The organism is Pseudomonadota bacterium (assembly GCA_039193195.1).
Lineage (GTDB): Bacteria > Pseudomonadota > Gammaproteobacteria > Steroidobacterales > JBCBZW01 > JBCBZW01.
Map to the genome: position 1 here is coordinate 1 of JBCCWS010000030.1, position 23,438 is coordinate 23,438.

General features: G+C 62.4%; 22 protein-coding genes and 1 pseudogene. 13 read left to right on the plus strand and 10 right to left on the minus strand.

Annotated features, from left to right (window positions below; all coding sequences use genetic code 11):
- Positions 1-92: 92 nt before the first annotated feature.
- The 8 genes from AAGA68_19280 to AAGA68_19315 form a co-directional block, all read right to left on the minus strand.
- A complete protein-coding gene (locus AAGA68_19280; protein ID MEM9387213.1) occupies positions 93-248 on the minus strand; it encodes a hypothetical protein in 156 nt (51 codons plus the stop codon).
- Between the two features lie 241 nt (positions 249-489).
- The gene (locus tag AAGA68_19285) at positions 490-2,259 is read right to left on the minus strand and encodes a hypothetical protein (GenBank protein ID MEM9387214.1); all 1,770 of its coding nucleotides are present in this window, start codon (positions 2,257-2,259) and stop codon (positions 490-492) included.
- The gene (locus AAGA68_19290; protein ID MEM9387215.1) at positions 2,259-2,735 is read right to left on the minus strand and encodes a hypothetical protein; all 477 of its coding nucleotides are present in this window, start codon (positions 2,733-2,735) and stop codon (positions 2,259-2,261) included. The genes AAGA68_19285 and AAGA68_19290 overlap by 1 nt, the downstream gene beginning before the upstream one ends.
- Positions 2,736-2,737: 2 nt before the next feature.
- Positions 2,738-3,919: a dsDNA nuclease domain-containing protein gene (locus AAGA68_19295; protein ID MEM9387216.1), complete on the minus strand. Its 1,182-nt coding sequence runs from the start codon at positions 3,917-3,919 to the stop codon at positions 2,738-2,740.
- A 42-nt stretch (positions 3,920-3,961) separates the two neighbouring features.
- On the minus strand, positions 3,962-4,075 hold the full coding sequence (locus AAGA68_19300) for a type I restriction enzyme endonuclease domain-containing protein (GenBank protein ID MEM9387217.1): 114 nt from the start codon (positions 4,073-4,075) through the stop codon (positions 3,962-3,964).
- Positions 4,076-5,369: 1,294 nt separating this feature from the next.
- The gene (locus tag AAGA68_19305; protein ID MEM9387218.1) at positions 5,370-5,507 is read right to left on the minus strand and encodes a hypothetical protein; all 138 of its coding nucleotides are present in this window, start codon (positions 5,505-5,507) and stop codon (positions 5,370-5,372) included.
- Positions 5,508-5,526: 19 nt separating this feature from the next.
- Entirely contained in the window at positions 5,527-6,477 is a 951-nt protein-coding gene (locus AAGA68_19310; protein ID MEM9387219.1) for a hypothetical protein, read from the minus strand.
- A 294-nt stretch (positions 6,478-6,771) separates the two neighbouring features.
- Complete coding sequence (locus AAGA68_19315) at positions 6,772-7,461, minus strand: hypothetical protein (GenBank protein ID MEM9387220.1); 690 nt, start codon at positions 7,459-7,461, stop codon at positions 6,772-6,774.
- A 539-nt stretch (positions 7,462-8,000) separates the two neighbouring features.
- Here AAGA68_19315 and AAGA68_19320 point away from each other — a divergent pair.
- The 3 genes from AAGA68_19320 to pckA all read left to right on the plus strand — a co-directional run bounded on the left by AAGA68_19320 (position 8,001) and on the right by pckA (position 11,679).
- A complete protein-coding gene (locus AAGA68_19320; GenBank protein MEM9387221.1) occupies positions 8,001-9,269 on the plus strand; it encodes an MFS transporter in 1,269 nt (422 codons plus the stop codon).
- An 84-nt stretch (positions 9,270-9,353) separates the two neighbouring features.
- The gene (locus AAGA68_19325; GenBank protein MEM9387222.1) at positions 9,354-9,926 is read left to right on the plus strand and encodes an NnrU family protein; all 573 of its coding nucleotides are present in this window, start codon (positions 9,354-9,356) and stop codon (positions 9,924-9,926) included.
- A gap of 169 nt (positions 9,927-10,095) precedes the next feature.
- A complete protein-coding gene (gene pckA, locus AAGA68_19330; protein ID MEM9387223.1) occupies positions 10,096-11,679 on the plus strand; it encodes a phosphoenolpyruvate carboxykinase (ATP) in 1,584 nt (527 codons plus the stop codon).
- A gap of 49 nt (positions 11,680-11,728) precedes the next feature.
- On the opposite strand, the gene AAGA68_19335 is transcribed toward pckA, so the two are convergent.
- Complete coding sequence (locus tag AAGA68_19335; GenBank protein ID MEM9387224.1) at positions 11,729-12,001, minus strand: metal-sensitive transcriptional regulator; 273 nt, start codon at positions 11,999-12,001, stop codon at positions 11,729-11,731.
- 15 nt (positions 12,002-12,016) lie between these two features.
- On the opposite strand from AAGA68_19335, the gene AAGA68_19340 reads away from it, so the two are divergent.
- The 4 genes from AAGA68_19340 (at position 12,017) to AAGA68_19355 (ending at position 16,300) form a co-directional block, all read left to right on the plus strand.
- Positions 12,017-13,891, plus strand: coding sequence for a copper resistance system multicopper oxidase (locus tag AAGA68_19340; protein MEM9387225.1), 1,875 nt, complete (start codon positions 12,017-12,019; stop codon positions 13,889-13,891).
- 107 nt (positions 13,892-13,998) lie between these two features.
- Positions 13,999-14,655, plus strand: a complete 657-nt coding sequence (locus tag AAGA68_19345; protein MEM9387226.1) for a copper resistance protein B — start codon at positions 13,999-14,001, stop codon at positions 14,653-14,655.
- 104 nt (positions 14,656-14,759) lie between these two features.
- Positions 14,760-15,224 (plus strand): DUF6491 family protein, encoded by a 465-nt coding sequence (locus AAGA68_19350; GenBank protein MEM9387227.1) that lies wholly within the window; start codon positions 14,760-14,762, stop codon positions 15,222-15,224.
- A gap of 224 nt (positions 15,225-15,448) precedes the next feature.
- Positions 15,449-16,300, plus strand: coding sequence for a cobalamin-dependent protein (locus tag AAGA68_19355; protein ID MEM9387228.1), 852 nt, complete (start codon positions 15,449-15,451; stop codon positions 16,298-16,300).
- On the opposite strand, the pseudogene AAGA68_19360 reads toward AAGA68_19355, so the two are convergent.
- Positions 16,297-16,796: pseudogene (locus AAGA68_19360) on the minus strand (GNAT family N-acetyltransferase). The gene AAGA68_19355 and the pseudogene AAGA68_19360 sit on opposite strands and share 4 nt — an antisense overlap.
- 81 nt (positions 16,797-16,877) lie before the next feature.
- Between AAGA68_19360 and AAGA68_19365 the strand changes: the two are divergent.
- From AAGA68_19365 to AAGA68_19390, 6 genes are all read left to right on the plus strand, one after another.
- On the plus strand, positions 16,878-17,366 hold the full coding sequence (locus AAGA68_19365) for a molybdopterin cofactor-binding domain-containing protein (GenBank protein ID MEM9387229.1): 489 nt from the start codon (positions 16,878-16,880) through the stop codon (positions 17,364-17,366).
- Between the two features lie 74 nt (positions 17,367-17,440).
- Complete coding sequence (locus tag AAGA68_19370; protein MEM9387230.1) at positions 17,441-17,980, plus strand: GNAT family N-acetyltransferase; 540 nt, start codon at positions 17,441-17,443, stop codon at positions 17,978-17,980.
- A gap of 215 nt (positions 17,981-18,195) precedes the next feature.
- Entirely contained in the window at positions 18,196-20,103 is a 1,908-nt protein-coding gene (locus tag AAGA68_19375) for a PhoX family phosphatase (protein MEM9387231.1), read from the plus strand.
- Between the two features lie 388 nt (positions 20,104-20,491).
- On the plus strand, positions 20,492-21,688 hold the full coding sequence (locus tag AAGA68_19380) for a glycosyltransferase (GenBank protein ID MEM9387232.1): 1,197 nt from the start codon (positions 20,492-20,494) through the stop codon (positions 21,686-21,688).
- 8 nt (positions 21,689-21,696) lie between these two features.
- Complete coding sequence (locus AAGA68_19385) at positions 21,697-22,101, plus strand: hypothetical protein (GenBank protein ID MEM9387233.1); 405 nt, start codon at positions 21,697-21,699, stop codon at positions 22,099-22,101.
- Between the two features lie 434 nt (positions 22,102-22,535).
- Positions 22,536-23,435, plus strand: a complete 900-nt coding sequence (locus AAGA68_19390) for a hypothetical protein (GenBank protein MEM9387234.1) — start codon at positions 22,536-22,538, stop codon at positions 23,433-23,435.
- The last annotated feature ends 3 nt before the right edge of the window (positions 23,436-23,438 follow it).

The window sequence follows — 23,438 nt, forward strand, 5'->3', positions numbered from 1 at the left end:
AGCGCATCCTTACCGAGCTGCCGGCGGCGACCACCGTGGAGCAGATCGAGGCGCTACTCCCGGCCCAGCCCCGCTAGCCCCTGATAAGCCGTTCAGCGATCTGCTGAGATGGGAACCACGTCGATGCTCGATCGCTTACTGTCAACCAAGAGGACGGTGACCACAACGTAGAGGAAGGCGTAGAGCAGCACGTTGCCGGCACCAGATTCAGCAATTAGGCGGGCTCTCCGGAGAATTGCCTTGAGCACGAACTTATCCTCATCAGGCCAGCTATTCGCCTTCAAATTCGCATCAAACGGGTGAGAGAGTAGGATGCGTCTTGTTCGGCAACCTATCGACTTCATGCAACGAGACTGCAAAAAGAAACTACGAGTCTGCTTGTTTGGACTACGCTACCGCCCGGCCCGACAGACAACAGCTGGGAAGAAGCCCGCGTGGCTCCGCGTTACGCAGGACGGCTGAGCGAGCCCCTCCCGCAGGACGATACCTCTAATCGTTCGGTTTTCCTACGCCGAGAAACATCCTCTGTTCCAGACCGTTGTACTGCGGAACCCACTCTCGATCCCGTGCATCACATTCGAAGTGATACTCAGTGGTCGAAAAGATGACTTGGGCGCCATTTCTCTTGGCGAGATCTTTCAGACTCGTAATGAAGTTGCCGAGATCGACGGCCTCAATGTCCTGCTGGCGCGGCGTATCGAGGACGAAGAAGCGGAAACGGTTGGACGGGTCACGGGTGTAGAGCTCGAACAGTGCAGCGCGGATTGCCAGGATCACGCGAACAAGCGTACTGCCCTTAAACTGGCGAATCCTCTCTTCGCCAAACTGAACTCCGAAGTCGTTATCTACACGGACCTCACGGGATACGTTCTTGGTATGGAGGGTATCGAGCCAGAACAGTATTCGTTCACGCAAATCACGGCGGAGCTCAATTAACCTGATGTCACTGGCGCCTCCGGCACCGCCTATAGACGCCAGATCGTTCTGCACCTTATCGCGTTCGTTCAGCAGTTCAACGTAAGAGCGCTGCTCGCTTTCAAGTTGCTCGACGGAGTCGGCTTCTCTCTGCAGCGCGAACATCGCCCTGCTCAACTCCGTCATGGTCTCAATCACGCCATCGATACCCTCTCCGGAGCGAATCAGTTCTCGCTTGCGTTCCAGACCTGTGATTTCCTCCTTCACCTCGGAGAGTCGACGTTCGAGCTCAGTGACGCGCGCCCTCTGAAGCTGCGTATTTCGATCCAAGTCTTTGACCTGATCGCGGAGGTACAGAAGATTCTTGGCGTACGACTCCGCACTTGTCAGGAATAGACCGCACTCTGCCTTTGCGCAGATATCCTCGAATGAGGAGAACAGGCGGCGCGCCGACTCGTTGAGCGACAGAGTGTTAATCTCAGTTTCGATCTCTTCCTTGATAGTTATGAAGCCTTCCGCACGCATCCGAAGATCACGCATCTCCGACGTCAGCTCGCGAGCAACACGTTGCCGATCGTATATCATGGAACTTACTGCGGAATCTGCGTCGCTACTGAGACTCTCGCTTTCTTTAAGCGCTTCAATCCGCTCCTTGATTTGCTCGATATCGGCCTGAAGCTCAGCAAATGAGCGCCGCGGCGATGGCAACTCGGCGACGAGGTTCTCCAGCAGGGACTGCTTCCGCACTACGGCCCGATCCAGCTCGGCGAGCTGGCGTTTTTTGCCGATCGCAATCTTCTTTTTATCAAACGAGTGCTTGGGCGGAATGCCGAGCGCTAGTCTGACCATCTCCGCATACTGATCACGGATGAATGAGGCAGGCGGACTGTAAAGGTTCGTGTACGCGGTGTCCTGATCCAAGTAGAAAAGGGGAAGGAATGTCGCAAGGTAAGGGCGGACGGGTTCGTTCTGGGTTGATGTCAGTACCTCGCACTCAACGGCGAAGAGATCAAACAACGCACGGCTATACTCCTTCTCGTCAAAAAAGGACTCTGCTTCGCTTTCTAAGATAATCTTAGCGTCGAAGTCACGGTCAATCCGGCGTTCCAGACAAAATTCCTGATCGCCAGCACGCAAGTTCAGTGTGACTGATTCACAGTGCCGGTAGATATCTTCTCTGAAGGTCACAGGGTAGCCGAGCGCGTACGCCACCGACTGAAGAACCGGAGTCTTTCCGCACCCGTTGGGGCCAAAAAGCTGGGTGAGCTCCTCACCAAAAACGAGCATCGGGGACTGCCAGCCCTGCTCGCCTGCCGGCTTAATCTTAACGCTGAGCAACACCATCAAAGCCCTAACGAAATTTGTTTCTCAGAACTAATGTTTCTGTAGTGCCTTTCAATAAGCCTAAGCGTGTAGGCAAGGTCGGAGTCAAGCGCGAGCGCGCGATTGATCACAGCCTTGCCTGCGTTGGATATCCCAATCCGCCGTTTGCTCTGATCTACACTAACGAGCTGTGCCGTTTCCAGAAAGGTAAGAGCGCGGACCGTTCGCATCCTCAAATTCGCAGACCAACCGAGATGCTGTGAGGACCCTTTGAATCCCGGGAAAGACCGTTCCAAGCATTCCCCGACAAGTTGACCGATCTCATCGATTGGCGGTTTCCGTCTATCTTTCGCCAGCACAAGAATGGCTATGGCGAGCAGCGGGAGATGAAACAATGCTTCGTTGCTCAGCCTTGGAGGGTTCGCTTCCCCCTGCCCATCGTAATTCAGCGCAGTCTTCCTGCTGCGCACCGCCTCGAAGAATGTCTCATAGTCCATTGCTATGACTCCCCCCGTACCAGCGCGGCCAGCACGCCGCCAAGAAGCAACTCTTTCGAGAGGGACGCATGGAGCTGTTTACCCTTAAGTGCGGTCATCAGTTTAGTGATTTGCTCATCGACGTGGGGGAAGGAGATTTGGTTCCTCGCGAGCATGTTGTTGATGGAAGAGAGCTCTTGCATCAGGAGGTTTAGATCGTATTCCGGCAGGAAATGACGCTTTTCCCTGTACCAGATGTCCCACTTCACTTTGGCACCTGAGCAAAACTCGATCATTTCCGGCGTGGCATCAGCATCCGATAGTTTCCTCTGGATGATGGAGGCGTTCTTGACTGCCTTGGGGTCGCCGCCTTGTAGGAGGCGATCATAGGCCCCCTTCGAGATGCTAAGAATCTTGAGTAGATCTGCGATTCCGATCCCGACGGAATCGTCCAACTCGTCCTCGGACATCTCCGAAAGCAACTTGGTGAATGATTTCGCTTCTACCAGACCAACAAGGTCGTGGATGATCTCCTCGCACTCTGTGTGTTGGAGATCGATCTCGCTGTAGGTGTAGATCGCCTCCCTGGCAAGGGCATGAAAATCACTATCATCAGGGTCTAGATAAGTGACCCCCGGAACCAGTTGGAGCTTGCCCAGCAGTCGCTGGATATCCTCTTCATCCAGAGGCTCGTCTTTGACTAGCGCCTCGTTGAAGTTTGCAATGAGGTCCTTAATGTCTTTTGTCGCAAAGTCGGCGCCTTTTAGATTCTCGGCGATGTTCTCGACATCGTCGTCAAAATGAACATTGGTCAGCAGCACAACACTGCCACAGCAATTCTTGAAGCGGATGGTGTGAAGCAATAGCTTCCCGGCCATGCTCCCGGCGATTTTTTCCGGTTGTGGAGCCTTCCTCTTGTAGAGACCAAACACGTGCGTCTTGTCCCACCGGTGATTCCGTTTTCCTTTGGTCTTGACCTGATAGAAGTGATAGATGGGTTCGCCGGTTACCTGGGAGCGGGTAACAAAGTCATCGTGGTAATCGCAATAGACGCGGTCTATGCTGTTGCCCGCAAGGATGGACAGGCACTCGTAGGCCACTGCTCGGAACTGGGCTTGATAGCGGGCAATCGTATCCCGTCCCGCGGTCTCTCTCGGCTCGACCTGATGGATGCCCGCTCCGTTATTTGCTGCAGCCTTGCTCATTAGATCTTGGTGTTCTTTTGCTTTCTCTACACGCAACCGTGATCAATTCACGCCGCGCAGCTTTTCTGATAGGGCCTCCGCTTGCGGCAGCACTGTCCGCACCGCAGCATTCCTAAGATCGGGCGGATAACCGTGTTTGCGCAGTGTCTGTTTCACGAATACGCCCTTGCGCTTCCTCGTGCGCCCAGTCGGCGGGGGCGTTGCTCTTCAGACTGCTGAGTAACTTGTGGCCGATGACCCGCGGTCATTGCCCATCACCTCGACCGCAGTCACTTGGCCAGTCCGCAAAACCCTAGCTGCTGTTTTTCTGACGATATCAGATCGCAGCGGCCCCCTCGCTTTTCTACGTGCATCGGCTGGACCGCCTTCGCATTGCCCAACTCCCGTCGGATCGCGGCGGGGGATTCAGCGCCGCAGCGCTTGCGGCACTATCAGAGCACTCGGTATGGCGGCTAGTGCGACTGCCGAAAGCGTATGGTCGCCATGTAACGCTTATGCACAGTGGCGCTTGAGGCGAGTGCCGCTCCGGCGGCAGCCGGAGTGGTGCTCGGGTCAAGTGACCACTGCTGCTGATGGTTAGGCGGTGCTCCCGCAACACATCCTGACTGTTCGCTCTGGACAGCGGGTCTGGACTCGACGCGGCGACTGAATGTTGCGCTCATGGCGACCATTCTACCCCGCCGCGAGACACGGGCCATCAGTGCACCGCAGCGCCCGGGATTGGCGACGAATTCGCCAAAAAAGCCGGGACAAATCATCCGTGACGCCTAACACCTACGGTGAGCCGCACTTGACGACGACCGACCGGAGCGGTAGCGAAGGGAGAGAGCTGTCAAGTGTCGGACTCGACCGTAATTGTTAGGCGTCACCCGCGCTATCCCTGCCATTCCCAGCTCACTGCCCATCAACGGCAGAGTCCGGGCCGCCAAGAATAGGCTTGTCGCAACACAGGGACGTGCCACCAAGGCGCCGGATAATCGCCGGATCAGTACCACCGTATCGAATTGCGTTTACACAACAGACCTTTGCAGCGCGACAAGCACGCTCGATCTCCGCCGCGCTTTCCGGTTGCTTCAGGAAGAAGGTGTGGCAGTTCTCCCCATCCAATGGCGCAAGGCAGTCGGGACACTCTGATTCCGGCAAGGCGCATGCGAGACACTCACCCGTCGTGTAGAAATCTCCAGGGGCATTGCCTGGGAATCGCTGGTACCTCACCTCGCCGTGCTCCTGTGCCGCCTAACGCCGAAGCACAGATGCGCTTGAGGCTGCTGCCACTCCGGCGGTAGCCGGAGTGGCAGCAGGGTCAAGTGACAACTGCTGCGCCTGGTTACACAGCTCCGCGGCGGGACCCACAGTAGACCGCACAGTGCAGCAAAGCCCCTGACTTCGGAAGCTCAAGCTTGCCGATCAGTCAAACACGGATCTAGGCGCGTTGGCATAGAGACTCCGATCAACCGCCACCACCGCCACCACCGCCGATCACTCGGGAGCCGCCGCCTTCGCCTCCGCCGCCTCCACCAACCAATACGGTCAGCCTAGTGTTGGAAGCACAAGAGAACTGGGAACCATTGGCGTTAAAATAGCTCATCGACTCAATCTCCCACTTGCTAGTCGCTAACGCGAAAGAACATGTATACACGATCTGTCGGATTCAGTTGAATCTCAGGGATGGGTCGTTTTGTCGACTCACTCTTGATCACCAACTTGGTGTCCGTTTCATCTGACCCTCTTGGCTGCTTGGGATACCTTATTTCGACCGCAACATCCTGATCTAGTTCGTTACTCACCTCCAGACTCACTCGATCGGTATAGCGGGACACACACGTGAAGAACCAATTGCTGAGGTTCTCGATATCCTCGTCCAGCTTGCTCCAGATCGAGTAGTGTAATCGGTACTTAACTTCCCCATCTTCGGGCACCTCGTATGGAATCTCCCGTCGGAACCCTGCCTTATCGATCGAGATCGGATCCCCAAGGACCACTTCGTGATCTTCCTCCCCGCCGGACACGGTTAGGTAGGAAACGCTCCCCCACGTATCGCCTACGCATGCATCCGATTCCACGAGGGCCTGGGCCTTGATTGGCTGGTATCGAACGTCCTTGCACATGTTGCGAATTGTCGTTTCGAATCTCACATGAAGCTCAAGGGCACGAGGAGACTCACTCATGCGCTTTACCGTAACGACGAGTTTCAGATCGCTGTTGTACGCAAGTAACTCTCTGCACGCGCCGACGAAGTATTCCCCTACGCGATCGTTTACAGCCTTCCCGTTTGCGACGGACTTCAGCCGCACCGTGAATTCTTCGTCCTCCGGATTGCGCATGGCTAGGTATAGCGACAAGACACCCAAGACGCCAAAGAACAGGAAGTCTTCGAAGAACGATGCAACAAATGAGGCCGTGAAGCCTGGCAACAAACTGCGGTCGAAGGTCGCGGTCATCTGAGGCAAGAACAGTGCAACCATCAGACCGAACACCAGAAGAAACACAAGGTAGGCAAAGAGCATTATTGATAACGCCCGCGGGACACGGAACCCGAGCACATCCTTTCGACTCACCGCTCTATCCTCTATCCGATGGTTCAGGCCTCCACGCTATCACGTTGGCGCGGTCATCAGCTGAGCCGTGTCACCCTCCCGTAGCTCTACCCGAGCAGTTTGCGGGAGACTCTAATGCCCACCGAACAGAGGACCCACTCCGAGCTGTGTAACGCTTCGCCTCAGATGCGCTTGAGGCGGGTGCCGCTCCGGCGGTAGCCGGAGTGGTGCCCGGGTCAAGCGACAGCTGCAGGCATTTGTTAAACGGCGCCTGCGTCAGGTTGACTGTCCGTACTTCGTTAGGGGTACTCGATGTCATCCGGCGAACCCGATGCTCTCAAGATACTCTGCATAGCTACCAAATCCAGTTTTTCCGGACGCGTACTTCGCGTACTCGCGAAAATGCAGCCGACACTCGTCGATTAGATCCTGGTAACTGGATGTTTGATCGCACCTGACAGCGAGCTGCTCGAACTCCCCGAGTTGGAGCATCAATTCGGCGCACCCGTCGATGGCTGAGAGACCATAGCTCACGAGTACGCCGGCTGGAATCTCATGAATCGCGTATTCGAGCTGCCAGGCGATCGCCTTGAGGAGCCGCGAAGCCGCCAGTCTATCTTCGGGGTCGAGCGAAAGGGCTTCCTTCAATAAGCCGATCTCAGATCGATGCTCGGCCCTGAGGCTTGGCTGCCCATCCTTGTGCTTGTAGAAGAGTTGAGAGAAGCCAGCCAGCCAGCGAGCACAGCCCGGTTCCTTTGCCTGAATCCCAGATACCAGCGCCGGGAAAAGAACCTCCCGAAAAAGAGGCATCCTTACCGGCGTCTGAAGCTCGCCATCAACACTTCTCTCGGCAATGTCCTTCGCCCACTCGAACCTTTGCGACTCGGGGAGTTGCTTAAGAGCCGCTATCAAGGCCTCAAGCCGGGTCAAAGTGACGTTCCTGATTCGGTCAAGCTCGGCGGCTTCATAGGACGCCCATGCTGTCTCTAGGTCATCGAGAGGCACGCGTATCAAGCCGTTTAACAGCTGATTCTATCGACGCCGCAGCAATTTCCCAGGCGATGTAACCAGCGACAAATGGAAGCGATTAATCCGCATAAGTAACTGACTCCGTAGGTCGCTCGCCATCCAAAGGCCTTGGGAAAGTGTAGCGTGCGCAGCAATTGCCCACGCAGTATAACCAGCAAAGAGTGTAGGCTAGGTGTCGAGCGCAAGCCCAGGGAAGTAAAGCTGTTATCAGCTGCTGCCCCACCGCAAAGCCCCCGTGAAATTGTCGCGGGCGCGATATAACCCCCAACGCAGCCGCCCGCGGCGATCCAAACCCATGCGTTCTAGTCAGCGAGCGGGCAGGGGAGTCGGGCGCCCTCCAATCCGGGACTCAACCCCCCAATTGCGAGTAGCGGAGCCCCCCTCGCGCGCCATCGAACGCCCCGCCGCCCATTTCCTAGTAAGCTCCGCGATCGCCCTTCGCGCTGAGCTCTCCGCCCGCCCAACCGGCCGCGCTCGCTCGAATCCACCGCAGACGCCCCCGGAGCCGCCGCCCTGTGACCACCGAAGACGCCAGCCAGCCAGACGCCAGCGACCAGGCCGCGCCTGGCTCCCAGGCGGCCCCCCAACAAGGCGCCATCGTCTTCCTCCTCGCCACCGCCTTCATCAACTCCATGGGCATGGGCCTCACCACCCCCGTCATGCCGGCGCTCCTGGAGGAGCTCTCCGGCGGCGACATCTCCGACGCGGCTTTCTGGGGCGGCGTCGCCCTGGTGAGCTACGCCCTGATGCAGTTCGTCTTCTCCCCCATCGTAGGGGCCCTGTCAGACCGTTACGGCCGCCGGCCCATCCTCCTCTTCTCCCTCATCGCCTTCGCTGCAGACATGCTGCTGCTAGCGGTGGTCAACGCCCTGTGGATGTTCATCGTGGTCCGCGCCGTGGCTGGCATCTTCGCATCCACCTTCTCCACCACCGCGGCCTACGTGGCGGACGTGACCCCGCCGGACAAGCGCGCCCAACGCTTCGCCATGATCGGCGCGGCCTTCGGCGCCGGCTTCATCTTCGGCCCGGCCATCGGCGGCGCCTTAGGTGACATCGACACGCGCCTCCCCTTCTTCGCGGGCGCGGCGGTGGCGGGTGCCAACGCGGTCTTCGGCGCCTTCGTGGTCCGTGAGTCCCTCCCCGAGTCCATGCGCCGTCCCTTCAGCTGGGCCCGCGCCACCACCGTGGGCACGATCATGAGCCTCACCCGCATGCCGGGGGTGGCGCGGCTGCTGCCCGTGTTCTTTCTGGCTACCTTGTCCACGTGGGTGTATCCCACGGTGTGGTCGTACGTGGCGACGGCGAAGTTCGCCTGGACGGAGGGGCAGATCGGCTGGTCCATCGCCTACTACGGCATGATCGCCTTCATTGCCCAGGCCCTGGTGCTGCAGGTGGTGCTACCGCGGATCAGCTTGGCCCTGGCGGTGTGGGCGTCCCTGCTGGTGGAAGCCCTGGCGCTCACGGGTATTGGCCTGGCCACGGTGGGGTGGGTGGTGTACGCCATGATCACCACGTCCCTGTTCTCGGCGATGCAGGACCCGGCGATTCGCCAGCAGCTGTCGGCCCGCGTGCCGGCGGACGCTCAGGGCGAGCTGCAGGGTGGGCTGTCGGCGCTCACGAGCATCGCGATGATCCTGGCGCCTCTTCTATACAACGGCCTCTTCACCCTGTCGTCGGGGGCAGACCCGGTGCTGTCGCTGCCAGGCTCGCCCTTTCTGGTGGCGGCGGTGTTCTCCCTGGTGGCGATCGCCTTCTACGTCCGAGCCATGCATCGGAAGGACTGAGTATTGTCCACGCTGGTTGGTGCGCGCTGCGCCGACTAGACTGCTTCCGTTCCCTCCCTACGGCCCATAGGAAACGGAATCCTCATGACGATCTTGCTGATTGGACTGGTGCTTTTTCTCGGCGTGCACTCGGTGTCGATCTTCGCCTTGCCCTGGCGCGACGCCGTGGTGGCGCGCCATGCGGTGCTCTTCAAAGCGGGATACGGCATCCTCTCGCTAGTCGGGTTGCTTCTGATCATCGACGGCTACGGCCACTCGCGCCTGGAGAACGCGCCCCTCTGGGCGGCGCCAGGTTTCATGCGCCACCTGGTGGCGCTGCTGATGCTGCCGGTGTTCATCTGCTTCTTCGCCTCGTACTTCCCGGGGCGTATCAAGACGGCTCTTAAGCACCCGCAGCTGGTGGCAGTGAAGCTGTGGGCGTTCTCCCACCTCCTGGTGAACAGCGCCTTGCCGGATCTGATCCTGTTCGGGTCCTTCCTGGCTTGGGCGGTGGTAGACCGTATCTCGATGAAGCGTCGCCCCGTGCGCGAGCCGGTGCTGACGGCGCCGGCGAGCGGCTTGAACGACATCCTCCTGGTGGTCGTCGGCCTCACGGGCTACGCGGGGTTCGCCTTTTGGGGTCACCTGGCGCTGATCGGCGTTTACCCCTTCGGCTAGGTCTTGGCGCCTAGCCGGTTGCGCAAGTACGCTGCCCGTGGAGCCTTGCGAAAGCCCTGCGAAACCTAGTGTTCCTTGAATTCCTGGGAGTTTCCTCCAACGTCACTTTTCGCTGCGTAGTTTCACGTGTAACCTTTTAGCCCCTTATTGATGCGAAGGGTGTAAGACCATGATCGCCAACCCCCTCGAGGCCTACGAGATTCACGTCGATCACGTGCTGCACAACGCGGCGCCAGCGGTGCTCTACGAGCAGGCCCTGCGCAACGAGCCGGGCAGCGCCATCACCTCGGCGGGGGCCCTGGTCGCCCTTTCCGGCGAGAAGACCGGCCGCAGCCCGAAGGACAAGCGCGTGGTGCTTGAGCCGGGCTCGAAGGACGAGGTCTGGTGGGGCTCAGTTAACATCGAGCTCGACGAGCACTCCTTCATGGTCAACCGCGAGCGAGCGCTGGATTACCTCAACACGCGCAAGCGCCTGTTTGTGGTCGATGGCTTCGCCGGCTGGGACCCGCGCTACCGCATCAAGGTGCGCGTGATCTGCTCCCGCGCCTACCACGCCCTGTTCATGCACAACATGCTGATCCGCCCGACGGCGCAGGAGCTGGCGGACTTCGGCGAGCCGGACTACACGATCTTCAACGCGGGCACCTTTCCGGCTAACCGCTACACCACGGGCATGACCTCAAAGACCAGCGCGGCCCTGCACTTCGGCCGTCGCGAGTTCGTCATCCTCGGCACGGAGTACGCCGGCGAGATGAAGAAGGGCGTGTTCACGATCATGCACTACCTCATGCCCAAGCGCGGCGTGCTCAGCATGCACTGCTCGGCCAACGAGGGCACGGACGGCGACGTCTCCATCTTCTTCGGCCTTTCAGGCACCGGTAAGACGACCCTCTCTGCCGATCCCCAGCGCCAGCTCATCGGCGACGACGAGCACTGTTGGAGCGAGCAGGGCGTGTTCAACATCGAGGGCGGCTGCTACGCCAAGGCCATAAACCTCTCGGCGGAGGACGAGCCGGAGATCTTCAACGCCATCCGCTTCGGCGCGGTGCTGGAGAACACCCGCTACGACGAACTCTCTCGCCGGGTGGACTACGACGACGTCTCCATCACCCAGAACACCCGCTGCTCGTACCCGATCGAGCACATCCCCAACGCCAAGCTGCCCTGCGTCGGCGGCCACCCGAAGAACATCGTCATGCTCACGGCCGACGCCTTCGGCGTGCTGCCGCCGGTGGCGAAGCTCACGCCGGAGCAGGCCATGTACCACTTCATCAGTGGCTACACGGCCAAGGTGGCGGGCACGGAGATGGGCGTGACGGAGCCGGACGCCACCTTCTCGGCATGCTTCGGCGCCCCATTCCTGGTCTGGCACCCAACGCGCTACGCGGAGATGCTGGCGGAGAAAATTCAGCAGTTCGGTGCCGAAACCTGGCTGGTCAATACGGGCTGGACGGCGGGCGCCTACGGCGTGGGCCATCGCATGTCGATCAAGCACACGCGCGCCATCATCGATGGCATCCACTCGGGCGAGCTGTCGAGCGCGCCCACACAAACCGACTCGGTGTTCGGCTTCGAAGTGCCCACCCAGTGCGAGGGCGTACCGGGCGAGGTGCTGATCCCGCGCAACACCTGGACCGACGGCAACGCCTACGACGCCCAGGCGCGTCGCCTAGCGCGCCTGTTCGTCGAGAACTTCACCCAGTTTGAGTCCGAGGCGAGCGAAGCCGTGCTCTCGGCCGGCCCGCAGATCTAATCGACCGACCTCTGGCCGGGAGCGTGCTCTCGGCCGGAGCGCCGACCCCCTAGCGGCGGTACTTCCCCAGCAGCTCCACTAGCTCGGCGAACTTTCGCTGCTGCTCGTCCTCGTCGCCTGAAGCGATCGCTGCCGCCACGCAGGTGGAGGTGTGGTCTTTCAGCACCGCGTCCTCCACCTTGCCGAGGGCGGCCTTGATCGCCTGCAGCTGCTGCAAAACGTCGATGCAGTAGCGCTCTTCTTCCAGCATTCGTGCAACGCCCCGCACCTGACCCTCGATGCGTTTCAGGCGCTTGATCGTGGCGGGTGTGCTCTCGTGCATGCGTCCTTGAATCTGATGGTCTGCTTCGATTACTTTATACCCCTTACCAGTATAGGGTATCAAGGGGTTCGGGTGGACAGGCGGCAATGGTTGCAGGGGATGGCAGGGCTCACCGGCCTGGTGGCACTGCCGGCATGGGCTCGCAGCGGACACGGCACGGATCTGCGCGGCCTGCGCGTGCTCGCGGGCACCGAGTTCGACCTGCGCGTCACCTCGGGTCACACGCGCATCGACGGCCGCCGCGGCCATACGGTGCTCGTCAACGGCCAGCTGCCCGCGCCGCTCCTTCGCTGGCGCGAGGGCGAGCAGGTGACCCTGCGCGTCACCAACGCCCTTGACGAGCCCACCTCCATCCACTGGCATGGCTTGCTGCTGCCCTACCGGATGGACGGCGTGCCCGGCGTGTCCTTCCCCGGCATCGACCCGGGGGAGACCTTCACCTATCGCTTTCCCTTACGCCAGGCGGGCACCTACTGGTACCACAGCCACTCGGGCCTACAGGAGCAGCAGGGTCACTACGGCCCGATCGTCATCGAGCCGCGCAACGGCGACGCCGTGGCCTACGACCGCGAACTGGTGATCGTCCTGTCCGACTGGAGCTTCGAACACCCCCATCGCATCTTCGCCAAGCTGAAAAAGATGAGTGATAACTACAACTTTCAGCAACGCACGGTGGGCGACTTCATCGCCGAGGCCGCGAAGCGGGGCTTCGATCGCGCCTTCGCCAATCGCACCATGTGGGGCGCCATGCGCATGAACCCCACGGATATCGCAGACGTCACCGCCGCCACCTACACCTACCTGATCAACGGCCACTCGCCGGGCGAGAACTGGACCGGTCTCTTCGCCCTGGGCGAACGCGTGCGCCTGCGCCTGATCAACGCGTCGGCGATGACCATCTTCAACGTGCGCATCCCAGGCTTGCCGCTGAACGTGGTGCAGGCGGATGGTCAGGACGTGCAGCCTATCGAGGTCGGTGAACTGCAAATCGGCACCGCCGAGACCTTCGATGTGCTCGTGCAGCCGACGCAGGATAGGGCCTACACGCTGGTGGCCGAGACCAACGATCGCAGCGGTTTTGCGCGCGCGACGCTCGCCCCGCGCATGGGCATGACGGCCCCCGTGCCGCCCCTGCGGCCACGCCCCACGCTGACGATGAAGGACATGGCGATGGACCACGCCGACAGGGGCCACGGCGCCATGGATACCAGCGGCAAGCTGGCCCACAGTGCGGTGGGGCACGAGAAGATGGCTCACGCCGCGATGCAGCACGGCGCCATGGATCACAGCAAGATGCACCATGGCACGAAGGGCAGCGAAGCCCTGGACAGCGCCGCGATGGCCGCATCGCTAGAAGCCCCCCAACGCCACGACCACCCCAAGGGCCCCGGCGTCGTCAGCCTGGCGATGAACCCCGTCAACCGCCTCCACGAGCCGCCCGCCGGCCTCGAGGACGTCGGCCATCGCGTCCTCGTCTACACGGACCTCAAGAGCCTGCAGCGCGTGCCCGATCCTCGTCCGCCCGAGCGCGAGATGGAGCTGCACCTCACGAGCAACATGGAACGCTACATGTGGTCCTTCGACGGCCGACGCTTCGCCGAGGTCCGCGAGCCCATCGTGTTCCGCTACGGCGAGCGTCTGCGCCTAGGCCTGGTCAACGACACCATGATGCCGCACCCGATCCACCTGCACGGCATGTTCTTCGAACTGGTTACCGAGGCCCCGCCAGCCCACCGTCCCCGCAAACACACGGTGGTCGTGAAGCCGGGCGAGAAGATGGCCGTCGACATCACCGCGGACGAGCCAGGCGAGTGGGTCTTCCACTGCCATCTGCTCTACCACATGCACGCTGGCATGATGCGCATCGTCTCCGTGCGCGACACCGTATGAGATCGATAGGCGCAGCGCTCGCTTGCGCGGGCGCCTTGTGGTTGCCGAGCGCGATTTGCCTTGCCGCCGAGACCTCATTCGCAGCTGATCACGACCACGACGCACGCATGGCAACGGCCCGCGAGGCCCTCTACGCCAGCCACGGCAACCAATTGGTGGGCCTGGTCTTGGGCGAGCGCCTCGAGACACAGCTGCGCGACGGCGATGACAATACGGTCTGGGAGGCCCAGGGCTGGTACGGCGGCGATCTGCGCAAGTGGTGGTGGAAGAGCGAGGGCGACTACGCCCACGGCGAAGGTGCTTTCGAAGAGGTGGAGCTGCAGTCGCTCTACAGCCGGGCGGTAGCCCCGTTTTGGGACGTGCAGATGGGGCTACGCATGGACCTCGAGCCAACGCCCTTGCGCACCTACGCCACCCTGGGCGTGCAGGGCGTGGCGCCCTATTGGTTCGAGCTGGATGCGGCCCTATTTCTCAGCGATCGTGGCGATCTGAGCGCCCGGCTGGAGGCGGAGTACGAACTGCGGTTGACCCAGCGCTTGTTGCTGCAGCCACGGGTGGAGCTGAACGTGGCCCTGACCGAGGACGCGTCGCGGCGCGTGGACGATGGGCCTAACGATGTGGAAGCCGGTGTTCGCTTGCGTTACGAAGTGCGCCGCGAGTTCGCCCCCTATATCGGCGCAGTGTGGGCACGAGCTGGTGGAGGCCAAGACGATGCTGACCCTGCCGGCTGGAGACTGGTGGGCGGTTTCCGCTTCTGGTTCTGAGGCTGCTAGGGTGGGGCTCGGGTCTTTTGAGGGCTGACGCGATGAGCCGTCCCACGATGCGCACAGGACTTCTCCACCGACTTCGACGCGCTTGGTGGCTATGCTTGTTGGCCGCCCCCGCCTCCCTTAGCGCGCAGCTCGACACCGGGATCTTCCTGCCCGAGGGCGCGCAGGCGGCGGACTCGGTTCGCTGGCGTGACATCGAGAGTTTCACTCCCCTGAGCCGCGATCTCATCTTGGTCCGCACCCGCTCGGGGCCGTATCTGCTCACCCTCAAGCGAGCCTGCCCGGGCCTGCGCAGCGACAGCATTATCGTCACGGAGCAGGAGAACGGCGCCTTCGAACCGCGCACGGACCTGCTGCGTGCCGCGCCGCCGCCGAACTCCGGTCTAGGCCCTAGAGCCCTCAACGGGCACGGAGAATTCACCCGCGGTGGCCTGCTGGAGGGCACCACGCGTTGCCGCCCGGACGCGCTCTTCGCTGTCGACGAGGAGGGCGTCGAGTGGGTCGAGGCGGCGATTGCTGAGCAGCGCGAGCAGAGGAAAAAACGTAGGCGTCGCAAGCAGTAGCACCGATACAGGCCCCGTGTCCTAGGGGCCCTAGCGGGTCCGCGTGACCGCCATTGGCCCAGCGGCGCTGGCCAACGGGCCCGATGGTGACCGGAATCGATTGACCGGCTTCACGTAATTCGCGATGATCATAGCGGCAATCCTTGTGGTGGGCGCAATGCCATCACCCCGATGCCCGCCGCCGGCGGCTTCCCGGCGAAGGCCTCGGCCACACGAGAACCCTCATGGACACAAGCGGCGCTACCACTGCCCTGGATCGAGACGCGCTCGAACGGGCGCTCGACGTCCACCATTCGCAGCGACGCAAGCTCGACCCGGATGCGCTGCGCTCGGTGGCCAGTGAGGTGCTCGCCCAGCTCTCGCGCCGCTTGCGCGCAGAGTCGCTGCCGCCGGGGTCACCCGATCTCGTGTTACTCGACCGGTTCTGCGACGCCTTGGTGGGCGATGATGATCTCGCCGGCACTCACATGATCAGCGAGGCACAAGCCGATGGCGCGTCGATGGATGCCCTGTACCTGGGCTACCTCGGCGAGGCGGCCCGACGCCTGGGCGAGCGCTGGGAAGCGGACGAGATCTCCTTCTGGCAGATGACGGTCGCCGCGGGGCGTGTCTACGTGATCATGCGTGGCCTGCGCCTTCACTTCGCGCCGCAGCCCTTCGATGTGCGTCGCCACGCCCTGTTCTCCACCATGCCCGGCGATCAGCACACGCTCGGCGTGTCGATCGCTGCCGACCTATTCCGCGCTCGGGGCTGGGACATTCAGCTCCTGTTCCCTGACACTCAAGAGGAGTTGGTGCGGGGGCTCGAGCGCAGCGATCACGTGATCATCGGCGTCTCGGTGAGTCGGCCGGGGCAGCTGGTGGCCCTTGCAAAGCTGGTGATCGCGTTGCGCGTGGCGCGTCCCTACGGCCATATCATCGTCAGCGGTCATATCGTGAGCGAGGAGCCGGACGTGATGGACCTGGTGGACGCGGACGGCTTTGCCGCGTCGGCCCCGGCCGCGATCGATAAGCTCGAACGGCTGATCACCGAGCAGCGCCGACCGGCGCCAGCCACCCTGACCGAGTCACCCTAAGGCTGGGGCGTCAGCCGGGCGATAAAGTGGGCGTCGACGTAGGCGCCGTCGCGAAATGCGTACGCCCGCGCCGTGCCTTCCACCTCGAAGCCATGCTTACGGTAGAGGTACAAGGCGGGCTCGTTGTCCACGTACACTTCGGCTTCCAGGCGCCGTAGGGCCAGCCAGTTGTCCGCCATCTCGATGGCGGCGCCGAGCAGGGCGCTGCCAACGCCCTGGCCCTGATATGCCGCCAGCACGCCGATGCCGAAGGTGCCCGCATGGCGCCGCCGCGGCTGCTCCTGGGTCAGGAGCGAGATCTGTCCGACCACCTCTCCCTCGCACTGCGCCACTAAGCTGTACGCTCCTGGTGGCCGCATCCGCTCCCATCGAGCCTGCTAGTCCTTGCGGGAGACGTACGGCAGCTGGAGCGTGTTGGCGTAGGCTGAGCGTCGTAGATCGCGGCGACCGCGTCGACGTCCTCCGCGCGGCTGTGGCGAACAGTGATCGTCTTCATCGGGCTGTCCCTGTCTAGACAAGCGGGCAATCCGGGCACCCTCGCTACGAGCAGATGTTGCCGCTTGCTTGTGGCGTGTCGATGCCATTGGCTGCGCGACGCGCCTTGCTGACGCTGCCCCTACGCAGACTGAGCGTTACCTTGTTTACCAAGCGGCCCACTAGCGCGGCCTTGGCGCTGCAGCGTTGCACCGTCAACGATGAGTCGAAGCACGCCTGCACCGTCCATGACTCTCGCGACTGGATCGCGTGCGTTGCGCGGGTGAAGGTAGTGCGCGACAGCGCAGAGGTGAAGCTGCAGAAGTTCACGCTGGCAACCGATGCCGGTCTGGTCGTGAGCCCAGACGGTGGCCGGGCACAGGTGGAGGGCGCGGCCCTGTGGGGGGCCAGCGTGGCGCTGCACGAGGGCACGGGATCGAGAACGCCAAGGGGCGCGACACCAACTTCGGCACCTATACGTCCGTGCACATGCGATGTGCCCGAGCTGGAAGTGACCTTCATCGATAGCAGAGAGACGTCAGTTGGTCTGGGCGAACCGGCGACCACCGTGGTGGTGCCCTCGCCCAGGTAGGGCCGTTCCGCAACGGCGGGACGCCCTGCGTTCCGGCAGTACGTCCGGGCACACGGCGCGCTACCATCGTCCTCATGTTTACTCACCGCATCGCCACCAATGCCGACATCCCCGCGATCAAAGCGCTCATGCTCGCGGCGATCGAGGGAAACATGCGCGCATATCTCTCTGTCGCCGAGATCGAAGCAGCTAAGGAAACCATGGGTGTCGACCAGACGCTGATCGAAGACGGCACCTACTTTGTCATCGAATGCGAGATAGATAGGGCCGCCGTGATGGTGGGTTGTGGCGGTTGGGGCAAGCGGCGCACGCTCTTCGGCGGCAACCACACGGTGGGACGTGACGACTCCTTAAGCGATCCGCGCACCGAACCTGCCCGCATTCGCGCTATGTACACGCACCCGGACTGGACCCGACGCGGCATCGGCACCTTGCTCATCGATCTCGGCGAGCAGGCCGCTCGCGAGGCGGGATTTCGCGCCATCGAACTCGGCGCCACCATCTCGGGAGAGCCTCTCTACAGGGCGCGAGGCTTTCGCGAGGTGGAGCGCTGGAATCAACCCGGCGCCAACGGCGAACCGAACACTATCATTAGGATGAGGAAGTCCCTTTAGGTCGCCAACCCTGAGCTCAGGGTTGTCAGCCCTGATCCCCTGCTCGGTGTCTTCGCGTCGTCTTCTCGCTGTCTTGATCCTGACTTTTTTCTGAAATTCCCCCGTAAGCGTAGCGACTTGTAGCCGCAAACTACGCGCAACACTTGCTCCGTAGACTCCTTCTCGCCGCGCCGGCCCGCGCTGGCGCACGAGACAACTATGGGGGTTACACTTCGATGATCAGCACCAAGCTGGGCGGCGACAACGCTGCTATCCACGACGAAAAAGAGAGCGTTGGCTCCAACCGCTCAGGCAACACAACGTTCGCCGAGATCGCGGCTACGCGCCGCGACGTGATGGCGGGGAGCCTTGCCGCCGCCGTGTCTGGCTTTCTCGCCCCGAAGGCCTTCGCTGGCTATAGCGAGGGCACCGGCATCCCCGAGGCGAAGCAGGTCGAGGGGGGATTGGTGAACTTCGAGCCGGTCACCATCGAGCAATACACCGCACAGAGCGAGGGCGGCACGGTTCCGGTCATCTCCTCGGATTACGAGTTCCAGGTGTTGATTCCGTGGGGCACCCCTATCGTGCCTGGCGTCGCCGAGTACACGGGCGACCCCAACACGCGCCCGACGGCGGCTGAGCAGGAGCTGATGGTCGGCATCGGCCACGACGGCATGTGGTTCTTCCCAGAAGCGGGTGCCACCAGTGACGGCATGCTTTGCATCAACCACGAGTTTGGTACGGATAGCCACCTGCTCGGCAAGGACGATCCGGAGAACCTCGATGATGTGCGCCTGTCCCAGGCCGGTCATGGCGTGTCCGTCGTGCGCATCGCCGAGGACGAGCAGGGCAGCTGGGATCTGGTGTTCGACGATCGCAACCGTCGCATCACCGTGAACACGCCTGTGGCTTTTGATGGCCCGGTCGCCGGTTCGCCGTTTCTGGTCAATCCCGCGGGTAACCCGCCGCTTGGCACCGTGAACAACTGCGGTAGCGGCTTCACGCCTTGGGGCACCTACCTGACCTGCGAAGAGAACTTCAACGGCTACTTCGGCATCGTCGATCCGAACTACCAGTTGACCGAGTCACAGGCGCGCTACGGCTTCGACGCGGACGGCTTCGGCTACGGTTGGTACAACTTCGATCCTCGCTTCGACATCTCCAACAAGGACTATGTGAACGAGTCCAACCGCTTCGGCTGGATCGTAGAGATCGACCCGCAGAACCCCAATCAGCCGCCGGTCAAACACACGGCTCTCGGCCGCTTCAAGCACGAAGCCATCGCCATCCAGGAGACCCCGAGCGGCAAGGTCGCCTGCTACATGGGTGACGACGAGCGCTTCGACTACTGCTACAAGTTCGTTAGCGAGTTTCGATGGGAAGACGCCATCCAGGCCGGCATCAGCCCGCTGGCCTCGGGACGTTTGTACGTCGCTCGCTTCTTCGTGACCGGTCGCGGGCGCTGGATCGAACTCTCCCGTCGAAATCCTACCCTGCGCGAGGCCTTCGCGACGGACGAAGAGCTGCTGGTGAACGCACGGCAGGCCGCCGACCTGGTCGGTGCGACGCCGATGGATCGCCCTGAGTGGACCTCGATTGGCCAGAACAACACCGTTTACTGGACGCTCACCAACAACTCCAACCGCACGGAGAAGAATGCGGCCAACCGCGAGGTGCCGAACAACGACGGTCACATCATCCGCACCCGCGAGTTCGGCGGCGATCCGGAAAGCCAGGACTTCTCCTGGGACTTTTACATCCTCGCCTCCAGCACGCGCGAGAGCGAAGGGGTGTTCACTGACCCGGACGCGGCCTATGTCGACCCGGAGGGACGACTGTTCATCGGCACGGACGGCGGCCAGCCAGATGGCCTGCAGGACCAGCTGACCGTGTTCGACACGACGGAGAATCTCGGCCCTGGCCAGGACCCGACGCCGAAGCGCCTATTCGTAGGCGTGAACAGCGATGAGATTACCGGCTGGGCCACTACGCCGGACCTGCGCACCGCCTTCACCAACATGCAGCACCCTGGTGACGGCAACCCCCAGAACACCAACTTCCCGGCGATGACAGATGGGGTGACCATCCCCCGCGACTGCACCATCGTGCTGAAAAAGCGCGACGGTGGCGTGGTCGGCTCCTAGGCGGCTGCGCGGGCCGTGAACGGCGTCGGTGAGGCCGGCGTCATTCGCAAGACCGACTAGGTAAGCCCCGGCCCTGCGCCGGGGCTTTGTCGTCTTTGGCGCACGCGCTGTGCGCGGTCGCACTCGCCGATGCTAGGCTTGGGCCCGTTCAGCAGACACGGAAACCCGCCTGATGCGCCATCGATTCCCACGCGCGACTCGAAAGGAGCTGGGTGTGCTTTGCGCTGCCCTTCTGCACCTAAGTGCCAATCCAACGCCGAAGGATGCTCCTTGGCGTCGGTCCAGCCAATCCCGCTAATGCGCATCCAGGGGGACCGCTCTGCAAGCCCCTGAGCAGCAGGGCGCCGGGAGGGACATCGCTGCCGCCCGCGGCCAACCTCGAGTGCTCGTGTTCGAACCGGAGTGGGGCGGGCACCAGGAGGACTGGGTCCGCCTGCTGGCGGCTGGTCTTGCTGCTGAGGCGGCGAGCATGGGCGTGGTGTTTCTCGTGCACCCGAAGCTGTACGAGCGCCTGACGCAGGCGAGCGGGGGGAGTCTTCTGGAGCGAGGCGCGCACCGGGTGCGCCTCGAGGCGCTTGAGCGTCGCGAGGCAGAGCATTGCCTTGCCCCGTCCCAGTGGCGTCGTGCCCTTGCCCGCTGGGAGGTGGCGCGCGCCCACGCCCGCCGGCTAGGTGCCAGCCATGTCCACTTCCTCTGTATCGATGCCGTGCAGTTGCCGCTCGCGTTCGGGGCGCGCATCGGACCCGGGGTAAAGGTCTCAGGGATCCTGTTCCGTCCGTCGCAGCACTACGCACAGGTGTTCGCGACGCAGGCGCGTGCGGCGGAGCACCTTCGAGAATTGCGCAAGCGGGCTCTCTACTCAGGCATGCTGAGTAATCGTCTACTCGCTCGCGTGCTTACCTTGGATCCGACTTACTCGGCCTGGGCGCGGCATCCGAAGGTCCAGTACATTCCCGATCCCATCGTCAGTGAGCTCGCCCCGAGCGCGGCGATGCAGGCTCAAGTGCGTGGGCGCTGGGGCGTGCCGCCAAACCGTCACCTATTCGTACTGCTCGGTGCGCTCCAGGCGCGCAAGGGGGTGATCCGTGCGCTGCAGGCGCTGCATCACCTCCCGAGAGATGTCCTCGCGAGCAGCGCTGTGATCATGGCCGGTCGCGTGGAGGAGCCGATCCGCAGCCGTCTGTGGGATGTGCACGAGCAGGTGCAGCGCGCGGTCGGGGTAGACGGGTGGCTGCGAGTCGAGGACGGGTTCTTGGAGCCGGAGGAGCTGTCGTGCCTGCTGTACTCGGCGGACACGGTGCTCGCACCCTACCAGCGCTTCGTGGGTTCGTCCGGCATCTTGAGTTGGGCAGCCCTCGCCCGCACCCCGTTGATCACCCAGCGCTACGGCCTGCTCGGCCACCTCGCGACAGAACACGGCCTCGGGTTGGTGGTCGACACGACCGACCCCACTGCCATCGCCGATGCCATGCAGCGCTGCCTGGCCGGAGGGTGTCAGGTAGATCCACACGGGGCGGCGGCTTATGTGGCGGCTCACCAAACGGGCCCTTTCGTACGCGGGGTCGCCGAGACGCTCGCCCAGTAATGGCTCGCATGACCGGCACGCCGCAGATGGGCACCGTCCATCGGATACACGCGTTTCTCCTCGTCGGTTGCAACCCGGTGTCGACGTTCCCTGCGTTAAGAACATCCCAAGGTCAGAGGCATTCGCGCGGAGGCGACATAAAGCTGCAAACGGGGGCAACGCTGGTCTGCGGGCTGGTGATCGGCATGACCGCCTTCGCCGCCATCCCCGAGTCGGTCCCAAGGGACGTGCAGAGCGCTGTTTGCGCTCTGCGTCGAGCGCAGACCTTCGATTCGGCGGCGATTGGGATGGGTGGGGGAAAGAGCGACACCTACCGTGCGTTCGAACTGCTGGATGCGCAGGCTGGCAACGAGGTGCTCGAGCCGTTGCTGCAAGACCCGAATCCGGTGGCTAGTGGGCCGCTTGGTAAATGAGGTGACGCTCAGCTACTCGCCCTTCGGATCTGCCCAGGGGCAGCGTCCGCGGCGTTGCATCGCTTGCCAATGGCGATGCCATTGGCTGCGCGACGCGCTTTGCTGACGCTGCCCCTACGCAGACTGAGCGTTGCCTTATTTACCAAGCGACCCACTCTAGTGTCCTGAGTTGGAAGTTCGTTGATGACTTCGCGGCACCTTTTTGCCCCTGAACACGTTGTTCCTCCTCCCGAGGGACCTGCCACGCTCGTCGTCGCGCCGCGCTCAGGGACAAAACCTCGCCTGCGAATTCATCAACGAACTTCCAACTCAGGACACTAGGCTCTACGCACTTGATGTTCTCCTGAAGCGACTGCCGAATCGAGATTTATCGAGCTCGCTGCCGTACAGCCCGCAGCGCTCATCGCGCTAGCGCGCCTACAAGACCCTCCGACGTGCCGCAACTGAAGGACGCCTTGCTGAGCGCCCCCTTAGAGGCATTGACGGCGATCTACCATTTCCCTCACCCCGCACTCGCGGATGCGCTGACAGGGTTTCAGCAGGCAGCGAAGAAAAATGGTAGCTACCTATGGCACAGGTTTTACGATACCGCACGCCGCTTCGGCGAGGCTACGGATGCGGCGGGCGCGGCGGGGGCACGTCCTGCGGGGTACTGGCTCAGCTACCCGCTGGAGGCGCCCCTGAGCTATCGCGAGCGCCAGCTGCACCAAGAGGCAGCCGCCGGGGCCCTGTTCCGCCAACCCGCCCAACCGTGGCTGCCCTTGATGAGTCGCTACTATGAACAGACTCACCGCATGACTGCCCCCGCGCTGCGCTGGATGGTGGCGACGAACCCGTCGAGCACGATGCGCATCACCCGCGAGTTGCTGGACCAATGGACTGGCACGGTACAGGCGGTCGACCGCGCGTTTATCGATGATCACTACCGCGAGCTGTCCGCCGCGGATCTGAGACGGCTCGGGGCTGCGTGGGTACAGGAGTTGTGGATACCTCGGGAGCGGGCGCTCGCGGCGATGTTAGATCTCGTACGGGCCGTGAACGTTGGGGAGGCGTTGGCCTTCGCCCGTGCCGCGATCATGACGTCGGGCGACACGGACTTCGGGGTGGTTAGCCGTTATCTCGTGGAGCAGGCCGATGCCGCGAGCGTTCCTGCCCTGCGAATGCGCTTGCTAGACCCCGCCTTCGATCGCTCTGCGAGGGCAGCGGCGCAGGCCATGCTCGATCTATCTGGGCCCGACATGGTCGGCGCACTGCGTGCGGATTGGCAACGCCATGCGCACCTGAACACAGGCTACAACGCCGTGCACCTCGAGCGCTTGCTGGGGCCGCTCTAGTCG

Bases quoted from the DNA above. Each gene is read 5' to 3' on its own strand.
- AAGA68_19285 (MEM9387214.1), bottom strand. From the start codon at position 2,259: ATGGTGTTGCTCAGCGTTAAGATTAAGCCGGCAGGCGAGCAGGGCTGG.
- AAGA68_19290 (MEM9387215.1), bottom strand. From the start codon at position 2,735: ATGGACTATGAGACATTCTTCGAGGCGGTGCGCAGCAGGAAGACTGCG.
- AAGA68_19295 (MEM9387216.1), bottom strand. From the start codon at position 3,919: ATGAGCAAGGCTGCAGCAAATAACGGAGCGGGCATCCATCAGGTCGAG.
- AAGA68_19305 (MEM9387218.1), bottom strand. From the start codon at position 5,507: ATGAGCTATTTTAACGCCAATGGTTCCCAGTTCTCTTGTGCTTCCAAC.
- AAGA68_19325 (MEM9387222.1), top strand. From the start codon at position 9,354: ATGACGATCTTGCTGATTGGACTGGTGCTTTTTCTCGGCGTGCACTCG.
- pckA (MEM9387223.1), top strand. From the start codon at position 10,096: ATGATCGCCAACCCCCTCGAGGCCTACGAGATTCACGTCGATCACGTG.
- AAGA68_19335 (MEM9387224.1), bottom strand. From the start codon at position 12,001: ATGCACGAGAGCACACCCGCCACGATCAAGCGCCTGAAACGCATCGAG.
- AAGA68_19340 (MEM9387225.1), top strand. From the start codon at position 12,017: ATGGTCTGCTTCGATTACTTTATACCCCTTACCAGTATAGGGTATCAA.
- AAGA68_19345 (MEM9387226.1), top strand. From the start codon at position 13,999: ATGGCAACGGCCCGCGAGGCCCTCTACGCCAGCCACGGCAACCAATTG.
- AAGA68_19355 (MEM9387228.1), top strand. From the start codon at position 15,449: ATGGACACAAGCGGCGCTACCACTGCCCTGGATCGAGACGCGCTCGAA.
- AAGA68_19365 (MEM9387229.1), top strand. From the start codon at position 16,878: ATGCCATTGGCTGCGCGACGCGCCTTGCTGACGCTGCCCCTACGCAGA.
- AAGA68_19370 (MEM9387230.1), top strand. From the start codon at position 17,441: ATGTTTACTCACCGCATCGCCACCAATGCCGACATCCCCGCGATCAAA.
- AAGA68_19375 (MEM9387231.1), top strand. From the start codon at position 18,196: ATGATCAGCACCAAGCTGGGCGGCGACAACGCTGCTATCCACGACGAA.
- AAGA68_19385 (MEM9387233.1), top strand. From the start codon at position 21,697: ATGACCGGCACGCCGCAGATGGGCACCGTCCATCGGATACACGCGTTT.